Source organism: Deltaproteobacteria bacterium, assembly GCA_016177765.1.
Lineage (GTDB): Bacteria > UBA10199 > UBA10199 > JACPAL01 > JACOUP01 > JACOUP01.
In genome coordinates, this window is record JACOUP010000008.1 from 1,317,862 (window position 1) to 1,330,263 (window position 12,402).

Annotated in this window: 12 protein-coding genes; 5 read left to right on the forward strand and 7 right to left on the reverse strand. The window is 49.1% G+C overall.

Annotation, left to right across the window (positions count from 1 at the left end):
* Nucleotides 1–15: 15 nt before the first annotated feature.
* Complete coding sequence (locus HYS22_08895) at nucleotides 16–552, reverse strand: winged helix-turn-helix transcriptional regulator (GenBank protein MBI1910270.1); 537 nt, start codon at nucleotides 550–552, stop codon at nucleotides 16–18.
* Between the two features lie 85 nt (nucleotides 553–637).
* Nucleotides 638–1,153: a hypothetical protein gene (locus tag HYS22_08900; GenBank protein MBI1910271.1), complete on the reverse strand. Its 516-nt coding sequence runs from the start codon at nucleotides 1,151–1,153 to the stop codon at nucleotides 638–640.
* Nucleotides 1,154–1,278: 125 nt separating this feature from the next.
* On the opposite strand from HYS22_08900, the gene HYS22_08905 reads away from it, so the two are divergent.
* Genes HYS22_08905 through HYS22_08915 form a run of 3 tightly spaced genes read left to right on the forward strand, consistent with a single transcriptional unit; the run spans nucleotide 1,279 to nucleotide 5,249 of the window.
* Nucleotides 1,279–2,388 carry an SLBB domain-containing protein gene (locus tag HYS22_08905; protein MBI1910272.1) on the forward strand — a complete coding sequence of 370 codons (1,110 nt, stop codon included), beginning with the start codon at nucleotides 1,279–1,281 and terminating at the stop codon, nucleotides 2,386–2,388.
* Between the two features lie 2 nt (nucleotides 2,389–2,390).
* A complete protein-coding gene (locus tag HYS22_08910; protein ID MBI1910273.1) occupies nucleotides 2,391–3,572 on the forward strand; it encodes a hypothetical protein in 1,182 nt (393 codons plus the stop codon).
* 51 nt (nucleotides 3,573–3,623) lie between these two features.
* The gene (locus HYS22_08915; GenBank protein MBI1910274.1) at nucleotides 3,624–5,249 is read left to right on the forward strand and encodes a ChaN family lipoprotein; all 1,626 of its coding nucleotides are present in this window, start codon (nucleotides 3,624–3,626) and stop codon (nucleotides 5,247–5,249) included.
* A gap of 1 nt (nucleotide 5,250) precedes the next feature.
* Here the strand turns inward: HYS22_08915 and HYS22_08920 are convergent, their stop codons facing one another.
* Together HYS22_08920 and HYS22_08925 are read right to left on the reverse strand one after the other, a co-directional pair.
* On the reverse strand, nucleotides 5,251–6,063 hold the full coding sequence (locus tag HYS22_08920) for a UTP--glucose-1-phosphate uridylyltransferase (protein MBI1910275.1): 813 nt from the start codon (nucleotides 6,061–6,063) through the stop codon (nucleotides 5,251–5,253).
* 2 nt (nucleotides 6,064–6,065) lie between these two features.
* The gene (locus tag HYS22_08925; protein MBI1910276.1) at nucleotides 6,066–7,382 is read right to left on the reverse strand and encodes an inositol-3-phosphate synthase; all 1,317 of its coding nucleotides are present in this window, start codon (nucleotides 7,380–7,382) and stop codon (nucleotides 6,066–6,068) included.
* Nucleotides 7,383–7,561: 179 nt separating this feature from the next.
* Here HYS22_08925 and HYS22_08930 point away from each other — a divergent pair, with 179 nt between their 5' ends.
* On the forward strand, nucleotides 7,562–7,900 hold the full coding sequence (locus tag HYS22_08930; protein MBI1910277.1) for a hypothetical protein: 339 nt from the start codon (nucleotides 7,562–7,564) through the stop codon (nucleotides 7,898–7,900).
* Nucleotides 7,901–7,907: 7 nt separating this feature from the next.
* Here HYS22_08930 and HYS22_08935 read toward each other — a convergent pair whose 3' ends face one another.
* Complete coding sequence (locus tag HYS22_08935; GenBank protein ID MBI1910278.1) at nucleotides 7,908–8,936, reverse strand: alcohol dehydrogenase catalytic domain-containing protein; 1,029 nt, start codon at nucleotides 8,934–8,936, stop codon at nucleotides 7,908–7,910.
* Nucleotides 8,914–9,711 (reverse strand): 3-hydroxy-5-phosphonooxypentane-2,4-dione thiolase, encoded by a 798-nt coding sequence (gene lsrF, locus HYS22_08940; protein MBI1910279.1) that lies wholly within the window; start codon nucleotides 9,709–9,711, stop codon nucleotides 8,914–8,916. Before lsrF ends, HYS22_08935 begins: the two co-directional genes overlap by 23 nt.
* Before the next feature lie 115 nt (nucleotides 9,712–9,826).
* On the opposite strand from lsrF, the gene HYS22_08945 reads away from it, so the two are divergent.
* Complete coding sequence (locus HYS22_08945) at nucleotides 9,827–10,855, forward strand: zinc-binding dehydrogenase (GenBank protein MBI1910280.1); 1,029 nt, start codon at nucleotides 9,827–9,829, stop codon at nucleotides 10,853–10,855.
* Here the strand turns inward: HYS22_08945 and HYS22_08950 are convergent.
* Complete coding sequence (locus HYS22_08950; protein ID MBI1910281.1) at nucleotides 10,852–12,378, reverse strand: YifB family Mg chelatase-like AAA ATPase; 1,527 nt, start codon at nucleotides 12,376–12,378, stop codon at nucleotides 10,852–10,854. The two genes, HYS22_08945 and HYS22_08950, sit on opposite strands and share 4 nt — an antisense overlap.
* Nucleotides 12,379–12,402 lie beyond the last annotated feature (24 nt).

Genomic DNA, 12,402 nt, shown 5'->3' on the forward strand with positions numbered 1-12,402 from the left:
AACTCCACAGGGTTCTTAACAAACTTTTGAGCCAACCATCTCTACAAGATCGATAACCTTATTATCGTTCATTTTTCCTAAGGAGATCTCTTTAAGGTTTAGAATGATAGATTTGTGGAACTGGTTTAAATCTTTGAGCTCTTCAACTTTAGTAATCTTGAATTGAGGGTGGTGTTGAAGGCAGTGGTTCACGATCGGTTTTAATTCGCCATTTCCATAAATGATAATCGAATCATAATAACCCGATTTGAGGGTGGTTTGCAGGGTTTTCCGAATCTGAAACTCCAGGTTCTTGTATTGGTTAATAACTTTTATCATAAAATGATACGAAAGTTTTGTGAGTTCCTTGATCCCCTTGGTGCTTAATACGTACCTCATTTTTCTTCTATTAAGATTGGAGGTATAGACATACCCTTTTTTGATGAGACGGTGCAGAAGAAAATTGACAAGACCAACGGAGATCCCAGCTTTACTGGCGAGGTCCCGTTGAGAAATGGTGGGCTCCAATTCAACTAACAGTTTTAATATTTCCGCTTCATTATCGGTAAGCATGAGGAGACGAAAAAGAGTTGAATGGGCAAGCTACCGCCCTTGGATTACAACGAATCCCACTGAAAAACAAAAGAATAGTCGGCAATTAAGCCAACTCAAGATTGCCGCAAAAGAGAGTCGCCCTTAATTGATTCTGCAAAATCTTGAACAACACCTTCACACGCCCTTGTTCATTAATCGGCTTTTCGATAATACCAATGAGATCCTTGAGCAGACCCTTTTTAACCCTGACGAGGACTCCTTCCCGGTTACAATAATGAGACTCCAGCGGCTCACCGGAAGTGATTCTATTTCTTATAAAGTTGACAATTTCGTGAGAAACCGGGATCGGTTTTTCGTCAGATCCAAGGATCTTCCTCACTCCTCGTGTATAATTAATCGTTTTGAGATGGTGATTCTGAGAAGGAGGCAATTTCACAAACAGATAAGACGGAAAAAGGGGTTTCAGGAGGAATTGCGATTTGTGGTGAAGGGTCGATGTAAACGACTTGATTTCAGGCAGAAATACGTCGTAACTCAGTCCAGACAAGAGCTTCTTTACAGTAGTTTCCTTTTTTGGCTTCGTCTGTATGACGAACCATTCTTCTTTTGTTTCTTTCATGGGCTACCCGAATGTTCTTTTTTTGAACGATTATACCTAATGAAAGAGGGATCAAAGGTCAAGCAGTTTTATGAATAGGGAAACGTGTTGACAATTTAACCAAAGAATATAGAACAACCCGGACAATGGGCTTTAAGAAACTGGTTTCTCTATTTTTCATTCTCATTTTTCTGGTTCCGTCCTCTTTGTTTGCCCAGCTTCGCCGGGGTGATAAATTGGAGGATGAAGCCTTTAGTTCAAGAGGAGAAGGGGCCTCTTCAGATAGCTTTCGTGAGCGCCGTAAAGATCTTCTGAAGAGCAGGGGGCTTGAGACGGGGTCTTCTTCCTTTCCATCGGATAGTTTAGCGGAGGGGATATTTTACCAGGTCCATGTCTTGGGGGAAGTGGAAGCTCCTGGAACCTACAAGGTAGGGCCATCGGATCGTCTCCAAAGTATCATTCTGAAAGCGGGTGATATCTTGGTGGGGGGGTCCGAGCGACATGTTGAATTGAGGAGGCAGGGACAGCCGACAAGAAAAATAGATTTGCTGAGTTTCAGATTGCTGGGAGATGTGGATAGCAACCCTTACTTGATGGACAATGATGTTGTCTATGTGCCACTGAAGAAAAAGACTATTCGCATTGTGGGGGCGGTGAAGAGGCAAAATATTTACGAACTGACAGAAAATGAAAAAAACTTAGGGCAGTTGATGAATCTGGTGGGTGGCTATACCGTCGGGGCCTCTTTCAAAAAGCCGATCAAAGTAGTCCGTTACCATTCAGGAGAGAAGGAGATCATCGACCTTAAAAATGATCCCGAAGAGTATGCTAATTTTGTACTTGAGGATGGCGATGTGATTGTTGTCCCCCATATTTTCTTGGAGAAAAATAATCTTGATTATAACTTGGAGCAGCTACCGGGAGACAACCTGTTTTTACCCTCGTTTGAGGACCGTGTGTTTGTTTTGGGAGGGGTGAATGATGCGGGCCCCTATCGGTACAGTACCAACTACAAAGTGAGACATTATGTCTCATTGGCAGGGGGAACCACCAAGATGGCGACCAAACGAATCCGTATTGTCAGGGTTGATGGCAAGATTCAAAAGAAGATTAATGAAGAGACCGTCATCAATCCGGGCGATGCCATTATTGTGGGTGAGAAACGGCTTCCACCCGAGGGATGGGTTTCAATCTTCCTTGGGACAACGACAACTGTTCTTGGTCTTACAACAACGATCATTAGCTTAACCAGGTAAAGATGATGAGCCCCCCTCACGATCAGAATGATGAAATAAATCTGTCTCATTATCTCGAAATGATTGTCAGACACCGAAGGCTCGTGTCTCTCATTGTTGGTGTTTCCTCTATTTTGGCTGTTTTGTATAGCTTGCTGGCAACCAAAATCTACAAGGCAGAAGTGACCATCATGCCTGTGAAAGAAGGAAGGTCCGGAGGAGGATTGAGTTCTCTTATAGCCCAAGCCAGCGATGTCCCTGTTATCAATTTGGGTGTGGGTTTAATGGGAGGAAGTAGTCTTAATGCTCAATTGATGACGCTTCTTGGTTCCCGTACTTTGTCGGAAAGACTCGTTAGTCGGTTTCATCTGATGGAGGTCTTTTATAAGGAGGCTTGGGACAAGGAAAAGAAAGAATGGAAAATCGATGACCCCCCAACCCTTTCTGATGGCGCCAAGATCATGAAGGGGTTCTTTCTAGTTGAGGAAGATAAGAGACACAAGGTTTTTTCAATCTCCGTTCAGCATCCCGATCCAAAATTTGCAACAGAACTGGCCAATACCATCCCCAACGAATTGCAAATACTGCTTAATGAGTTTGATATGACAGTCAGTAAAAAATCGAGAAGGTTTATCGGAGAACAGTTGGAGTTTCATCGTGCGAAGCTTTTAAATGTTGGTAAAGACATTGCCTACTTCAATGTGAAAGGAAGGGGATCTGATGACCATTCTACTTTTGATGTCCCTGTGGAGGTTCGGTTAACTCCCGATCCCTGGGATAATACCGGCGGCGAGGGGATGATCCCGTCCACTTCTCTCGAAGGAGAGATTCAAAAGTCAAAAAATGATTTGAGCGATCTGGAACAAAAAATTTCTTCCTTCAAGAAGGTAACGGGAGTGCCTCAACAGATCTATCTCGAGTATTTAGTTTTGCAAAAAAGGCTTCTTATACGAATCGTAAGTCTGCTGACACAACAATATGAGATGGCCCGTATTGAGGAGGTGCAATCCCAATTGTCTTTTCAGGTCATTGACCCCGCGGTTATGCCAAAAAGGAAGTACAAGCCTAAAAGAACCATTATCTGTCTTGCAGTTTTTTCAGTTTCGCTCATTTTTTCGATTATTTTATGTCAGCTTCTCGAATTCTTGAAAGATAATACCCGTCTGGCCAACAACAAACTTTTCCTCAAGCTATTTCATTTTTAATAGTTTCACTTGGCGAGTGTTTTCTTGACAGTTTTGTGCTAGTGTAGCCCTGTGTCTACAAGATCGCCATCTCCTCGTAAAGAGTTGCTGTGTCTGCAGAAACGGATTTTTGAAAAAAACGATGATTTTATCAAAAGCCAGGCCTCTGTTCGGGAGAAGGGGTTTGAGAAATACGAAAGGGAATACAAAAGGAGGGTTAATCGGTATCAGGCCGTTGCGGATATTGACGAACTGGTTAATTCCATTCTGGATGCGGACGTCATCTACGTTGGAGATTACCATACCAACAAGCAGTCGCAAAGAACACTCCTTCGATTACTAAAACTTATTGTTGATAAAGCGGGACCCCTTGGAATTGGGCTGGAACTGGTCCAAAAGAGGCACCAGAAGGTTCTGGATGAGTATCTGCAGGGGGGTCTTGATGAAGAAACTTTTTTGCGGAAGATCCAGTTCAGGAAATACTGGTATTTTGACCTCTGGGAGAATTTCAAACCAATTTTTGACTTTGCCTGCTTCCATAAGATTCCCGTTTTTGGGATTGAATGGTGTCCTTCGATAGGATGTTCTCTCAAACGTCGGGACATTGAAAGCGCCAAGATCATCAATCGTTGTCTTCAGAAAAACCCAAAGATGAAAACGGTCATCTTTGTCGGCGACCATCATATTGCACCAGGACATCTCCCTCAAGAGGTTGTCCTTCTCTTGCGGAAACGTCATTTAGAGAAAAAGTCCCTGATTATTTATCAAAATAGTGAGGCTATTTATTGGAAACTGGCCCACCAAAAGCTTGAGGATAAAGTTGAGATTGTTAAGATCGATGAGAAAAGCTACTGCATCCTTAATACCCCTCCGATTGTCTGGCAGCAGACCTATCTTAACTGGTTGGAACAGGAAGGGGGCGAGATTGACTACGCTGATGCGAAGTCTAATTTTCTGGAGCTGATCAAACGGGTTGCCGGATTTCTTGAAATCCCCGTTTCTCAGAAAGTCGAGGATATTGAAATCTTTACCAGTGGTGACTTAAGTTTTCTTGAAAAATTGGAGGAAGAGGAAACAATGGGCCGGAAGGAACTCCGTCGCATCAAAAAACAGATCCTTGCCTCCGAAAGTTATTTCATCCCCGAAAAAAAGATTGTTTATCTGGCCAATCTTTCAATCAATCATGCCTCTGAGGAGGCAACCCATTATCTCCGGATCTTGACGGCAGGTCCTGAATTTCCCAGAAAGATGGTTGATGCCTTTTATGCCAACACCCTCCATGAGGCCCTCGGTTTTTTTGGCTCCAAAATCATTAACCATAAGAGAAAATGTTTTCACGAGAAGGACTATCAGAAACTTTTGCATTATCTGAAGGCGATTGGAACCCCCAAAAAAAGGAGGCTGGAGCTGGAGACCGCATCGCTCATTTTGGATCATAAATCTCTTGAGAGGGACGGCGAACCGATTACCTACCAGAAGATGCTGAGAAGAAATCCGGAGGTCTTTTTTGGGGTGACACACGGGCTCGGTTATATTTTGGGAGACCGGATGTATTATGCCCTTTTGGAGGAGAAATTGACGAAAGAAGAGATTCGGCAAATCTTTGCCGACCCGTTCAAGGGAGAGGGGGACCCTTTTCGGGCTTACATGAAGATCCTGCGCTGTGTGCGAGGAGTTAAAATACCAACACGGGTTTGACCTAGAAAGGGGAGAGGGCGAGATTGGCCTCCACCAGGCCTTGTGGTTCGCCGACATCGAATCTTTTTCCTTGAAACTCCAGTCCAAAGGTCTCACCCCGTCCCGCCAGCTTGTGAAGGGCATCGGCCAACTGTATCTCTCCAAGCTGTCCAGGCCTCGTTTTTTCGAGAATGGGAAAAATAGTTGGGGGAAGAAGATACCGGCCAATGATGGCCAAGGTTGACGGGGCCTCTTCCAGAGCCGGTTTTTCGATGACCGACTGGATCAAGTGCACCCCTTTCCCGGCCGGTTTTGTTTTGACAATGCCGTAGAGTGAAACCCTGTCCTTCAGAACATTTTCCAAGGCGATAACGGCCTCTCTTCCCTCCTGATAAGTGTCGGAAAGCTGTTGGCAACAGGATCTCCTGGACCAGATGACATCATCAGGAAGTAGCACGAGAAAAGGCTCATTCCCGATAATTTCTTTGGCACACAGGACAGCATCCCCAAGTCCCTTGGGAACTGGTTGGTTGACGAAGTGAAATTGGGCCAGAGAAGGGAGGGCCTCGATTCGTGGCAAAAGGTCCAGCTTATCTTTTTCCTTGAGAAAGGCCTCAAGGGGAGGGGAGGGTTTGAAATAATCCTCGATCAATTTCTTCCCCTCACTGGTGATAAAGACGATCTCTTGAACCCCAGCCTGCACCGCCTCTTCCACAATATACTGGATCGCCGGCTTGTTGCCGATCGGGAAGAGTTCCTTGGGGACAACCTTGGTGGCCGGCAGGAAGCGTGTTCCATAGCCAGCGGCAGGGATGACAGCCTTTCTAATTTTCATAGTTACTCGTAGTATTCCAAGCCTAAGTGAGTAATTGGCTCCTCCCCCATCAGGTAGCGGAGGGTGTTTTTCAGTTTCATTTCCTGAATAAAAAGATTGTGTTCCGGATAAAGTCCAGGGGCCGTCATCGGGCTCTTGTAGTAGAAGGAGAGCCATTCCTGCGTCCCTTTCATCCCGGCCCTCTGGGCGAGATCCATGAAGAGTGTCAGGTCAAGAACGAGCGGGGCCGCCAGGATTGAATCACGGCAGAGGAAATCGAGTTTGAGTTGCATCGGATACCCCATCCAGCCAAAGAGATCGATATTGTCCCACCCCTCCTTGTTATCACCACGAGGGGGGTAGTAGTGGATCCGGACCTTATGGTAGAAATTGCCATAAAGATCAGGGTAGAGCTCCGGTTGGAGAAGGGTGTCCAATACGGACAGCTTGGATTCCTCCTTTGTCTTGAAGGAATCGGGATCGTCCAAAACCTCCCCATCCCGGTTGCCAAGAATATTTGACGAAAACCACCCATTCAACCCGAGGTAACGGGCCTTCAGCCCCGGGGCGAGGATTGTTTTCATGAGTGTCTGACCGGTTTTAAAATCCTTGCCTGAAAGGGGTACCTTCTTCTCATGGGCCAACTCCTGCAATGCCGGTATATCGACAGTCAGGTTGGGGGCCCCATTGGCAAACGGTATCCCGGACTGAATCGCGGCATAGGCGTAGAGCATCGAGGGGGCGATGGCGGGGTGGTTGTTTTTCATCCCTTCCTCAAACTGCCTCAGATTTTCGTGGACCTTTTCAGTTTTGAGATAAATTTCCGTAGAACCACACCAAACCATCACGCAACGCTTGAGATTGTTTACCTCCTTGAATTTTCTAATATCCTCACGGATCTGGTCCGCCAGGTCCATTTTTGTCGGACCTTTCTTGACGTTATTCCCATCCAGTCTTTTGACGTAATTTTTGTCAAAGGCGGCTGACCAGGGGCGAACTGCCTCCAGGGCTGGTTTGAGTTGACCCAGATGAGTCTCATTCAGGACGCCGGCGGTCTTTGCCGCCTCATACCCGTTTGACTGGAAGATATCCCAGGCCCCGAAGACGAGGTCGGAAAGGTTAGCGAGGGGGATAAAATCTTTGACGAAGGGACTCCTTTTTTCAGTTCTCTTCCCCAACCGGATGGTGCCCATCTGGGTCAGTGACCCGACTGGCTTCGCCAGTTCTTTTTTAACGGCTTCAACGCCTGCAATAAATGTGGTTGAGACCGCGCCTAAACCGACAAGGAGGACTCCCAAACGCCCATTGGCCTCCTGAATCTTGGTCCCTTTTTCGATCATGGTTGAATCCTGTTTTTATCGGTTTAGAAAACCTTGAACCGGCTTCTCCAATAAGATCAAGGTTCGGCCGTCCTAACATGGGGTATCTTTTCTGTAAACAGGAAAAAGGTTGGGTGAAAAAAGGACGCAACTTGCCTGAAAGGGGGTGCGATAAGGAGGGTGACTTGTGAGGAATAACAATGATCGGATGGTTTAAAAATGTGGTGAATCACCTCCTCCCCGGCGTTATCAGCCAAGGGGCGGGGGAGATCGACGAAAGGGGGAAGGCCCCCCTCATCGATGTGGCTGAAGGGACCTATCTCGCTGAAAAAGCTAGGGAAAAAGGGGCCATGCTTCTGGGGATCATCCAGAGGGGTGGGACCGAGATGGCCCGGCTCCAGCTGGCCTACAAGGCCAAAAAACAGGTCAGGAGGCATATTTCCCCCGCCTTTGACACCCCAGAGATTGTGGACGAGGTCACTGAGCGAATCGTGGATGCCGCGCTTGCGGACCCGCACTACAAAACCCTCTTCGATTAGTTTCTCTCTAGCGTGCCGGGTCCAGAACAATCTTGATTGAATCTTGGGCCTTCAGGGCGATCTGAAAGCCGGTTGCGATTTCTGAGAGTCCCAAGTGGTGACTGATCAGCGGTTTCACGGCGACCTGCCTGCTTTGAATGAGACGAAGCGACTCACGATGGTCGTCCGGGCTTGCGGCATAGGAGCTCATGAGGGTGAGTCCCTTTTGCCAGAAGAGATCATACATCGGCATCGGAATAATCATTTGGGGGTTTGAGAGTGCAAAGAAGAGAACGGTTCCCCCCCGTTCCGAGCTCGCTAAAGCTGTTTCGATCCCCTGTTTGGCCTCCGTGCAGACAATAGCGACATCGGCGAGGCGCCCCTCATTCACCGCACGGACAGAGGAAGGGATATCTTCCGATGCCTTGTAGAGGGCATCAGCCCCAAATTTTTTAGCCATTTCCAGTCTAAAATCGGAAAGATCAACGGCAATGATTCGGGCCGCTCCTCTGGCTCGGGCTAGTTTCAGGTTGAGAAGGCCGGCAATGCCGCAACCGATAATCAAAACAGTCTGGCCCGCTCTTATGTTGGCCTTGTTCTGGGCACGTACCGTACAGGCAAGCGGTTCGATCAAGGTGGCTTCTTCGAAAGAGAGATCATCCGGCAGCGGGTAGATGCCGTGCTGAACATTAATCGCGGGCAGTCGGACATACTGTGCGAAGCCTCCCGGATCGAAATGGGTGGTACGCAATGTCTCACAAAGTGTATGGTGTCCCAGCCGGCAGTAATGACAATCATAACAGGGAACATGATGGGAGGCGGCAATTCGTCCCCCCTCTTTGTGTTGCGTTACCCCTTTGCCAACACGAACAATCTCGCCAGCTACCTCATGGCCCAAGACGCGGGGCCCATGCCCTACGCGATACCATTCCATCAGATCGCTACCGCAAATGCCGGTGGCATTGATCTTGAGCAATACCTCCCCTTCTCCTATAGGAGGGATCGGTCTCTCTTCAAGACGGATATCGTTGTTGTTATAGTACGTCGCGACGCGCATGGGTGGTTGTCTGATAAAGGTCATAGGCCGCTTCGACAGTTGCCTTTTCATGGACAATGGCACGGACAGCCCGGATCATGCCGACAGGATTTTCAGACTGGAATATATTTCGCCCCATGTCGACACCAGAGGCGCCATGTTGGATGGCATCATGGGCCAGTTGAAGGGCTTCCCGTTCAGGCAGTTTCTTTCCCCCGGCGATGACAACAGGGACAGGACAGCTTCCGACAACGTTTTCAAAATCTTCGCAGTAATAGGTCTTAACAAAATGGGCCCCCAATTCGGCAGTAATCCGGCAGGCCAGGCTTAAGTATCTTGCGTCACGGGTCATTTCCTTGCCGACGGCGGTTACACCCAAGACAGGGATTCCGTAGGGGGTCGCTTCGTTAACTAGCCGAGACAGGTTGCAGAGACTCTGTTTTTCATACTCACCGCCGACAAAGACGGAACAAGTAACGGCGGCAACGTTTAGCCGTAGGGCCTCTTCTATGGATGTTGTGATCTCTTCGTTGGATAGCTCTTTTAGAATACTGGTCCCTCCAGAAACGCGCAGGACAACCGGTGTGGTAGTGTGAGGGTCAACAGAAGTGCGCAGAATCCCGCGGGTGAGCATGAGACTGTCGGCGTAGGGAAGAAGGGGGGCAATTGTTTTCTTGGCGTCTTCCAGTCCGCTTGTCGGGCCAAGAAAATAGCCGTGGTCAACGGCAAGCATAACAGTACGGCCTGTTTCCCGTTTAATAATGCGTCCCAACCGATTGGCCATGCCCCAATCCATGGGGCGTTTTCTAGGGTTTACTGGTTCCTCTGTCAACGATAAAGTTGACAACCAGTTGACAATTAAACTCAAAGGATCTAGAGGGTCGCCTCGTACAGCTATGGCTCCAAAAACAATGCAAGCGGCCCTCTGGTACGGTCCGGAAGAGATGAGGATCGAGGAGGTGAGTGTCCCTAAAGTTGAATGGGGTGAGGTGTTGGTCAAGATCGGTGCCGCTCTGACCTGTGGGACCGATTTTAAACTCTTTCGTCGAGGACATGCCCTTCTGGTGAAGAATCTACCGTCCCCTTTTGGCCACGAGATGGCGGGCACTGTTGTGGATAAAGGGGAGGGGGTTTCACGGTTTCAAGTTGGAGATCGTGTTGTGGCCGCCAATTCCGCTCCTTGCGGGAGTTGTTTCTTCTGCCAAAAGAAGAGTTGGAATCTCTGTCCGAATCTTGAATTCCTCAATGGGGCGTATGCGGAATATGTAACGGTTCCGGCCCGGATTGTGAGCAAGAACTTGTATCGGATTCCCGATCATGTTCCTTTTAGAGAAGCGGCTCTGACTGAACCGCTGGCCTGTGCCCTTCATTGCATCGAAAAGGTGGCCTTGAAGCCGCAGGAAACACTCTGTGTGATCGGGGCAGGGCCTTGCGGGCTTCTTTTTGTGCAGTTGGGCAAACTCGCCGGGGCCCGTGTTATTTGTATCGCTCGTGGGAGTGACAAGCTGGAAGTCGCCAAAAAGCTCGGGGCCGATCATGTTTTAAGTATTTTGGAAGAAGGCTCCATTCAAGAAAGGCTGAATGCCCTTTGCCCGGGAGGGTATGGTCCGGATGTTGTCATTGAAGCGGCAGGACAACCGGCAACCTGGGAGATGGCGATCACTCTGGTCCGTAAAGGAGGGCGTGTCTGGCTTTATGGGGGGTGTGCTCAAGGAACAAAGGTTGCTTTTGACACACACCGGATCCATTATGATGAAATCTCTCTTTCCGGGGTCTTTCACCATACACCAACCCATTTTGCCAAGTCTCTCTCTTATATTGTTGAAAGACGGGTCGATGTTACCTCCCTGATAGCCGGTGAGAAAAGGCTCTCCGAGCTGAATCAGGTTTTTTGTAAAAACAGCCCCGACAACCCCCTCAAGATAGCGATTATTCCTTAGTTATTGTTCCTGTCCAAACTCCGGTATTGGATTGCCTCGGCCAGATGGCCTGTTTCAATTGGCTCGGACCCTGCCAGATCGGCGATCGTTCTGGCCACTTTGAGTATCCGGTCGTAGGCCCGGGCCGACAGTCTTAATTTTTCCATCGCCGATTGAAGGAGTTGGTTTCCTTCCGGGGGGAGTGCACAAAATTTTCTGACGAGTTTGGGAAACATCTGTGCGTTACAAAGAACTTTTTGTTTTTGAAAACGGGTCGTTTGTTTTTCTCTTGCCGACAACACCCTCTGGCGGATGGTCTCCGACGATTCCCCCTCCTTCAACGAGGCCAGCTCTCTGTATTTGACCGGTGGGACCTCAATCTGGATGTCGATCCGGTCCAGCAACGGTCCGGACAGGCGGGACCGGTAGTTTTGCAACTGGACGGGACTGCAACGGCACAACTGCTGGAGGGATGTGAAAAACCCGCACCGGCAGGGATTCATCGCGGTCACCAGCATGAATTCCGAGGGGAAGGTGAGGGTTGAGTAGGCCCTCGAAATGGTCACCTTGCCGGCCTCCACCGGTTGTCTCAAAACCTCCAGGACGTTCTTTTTGAACTCCGGAAGTTCATCCAGAAACAGAACCCCTCGGTGGGATAGACTCACCTCCCCCGGTTTTGGCACTGTCCCGCCGCCGATCATCCCTGCGTCCGAAATCGTGTGATGAGGGGAGCGGAAGGGGCGGTGGGTCAGGAGCGGTTTTTCCTTTTCCACCAGCCCGACCGCGCTGTAAATCTTGGTTGTTTCCAACGCCTCGTCAAACGAGAGAGGTGGCAGGATCGTCGGGATCCGCTGGGCGAGCATAGTCTTGCCGGTGCCGGGTGGACCGATCATCAAAATATTGTGACCACCGGCCGCCGCCACCTCAATCGCCCTCTTGGCCAGTTCTTGCCCCTTGATCTCGCTGAAATCGGAATCATAGTGGCCGTTGTTGCTGAAAAGAGGGGTTGTGATCACGTGAGGGGACAGCGGTTTTTTACCGTTGAGAAATTCAACCACCTCCGAGAGATGGGTAACGCCGAGGATATCTATTTCTTTGACGATGGCCGCTTCGGAACTGTTTTCCCTGGGGAGGATGATCCCCTGAAACGACTTCTTTTTCGCAGCCAGTGCAACGGCTAATGCCCCGCGGATCGGTTTGATCGCCCCCGAGAGGGTCAGTTCCCCGACAATCAGGAATTCCTTGAGCCGGTCCCTGTTTAAACCGTTGGAAGAGGCCAGGAGACCGAGGGCGATCGGCAGGTCCAGGGCGGTTCCCTCCTTTTTGATATCGGCAGGGGCCAGGTTGATGGTGATCTTCCTCTGCAGGAATTCGTAACCGGAGTTCTTGATGGCGGAGGCCACCCGATCCCGACTCTCCCGGACGGAACTCTCCGGCAGGCCGACGGTGTTCCAATGGGGCATCCCGAGGGTAATGTCGACCTCGACCTCGACTGGATAGGCGTCGATCCCAATCAACCCGGCGCTAAAAACTTTTGATAGCACGTTCATTCACTATGCAATTAGCGG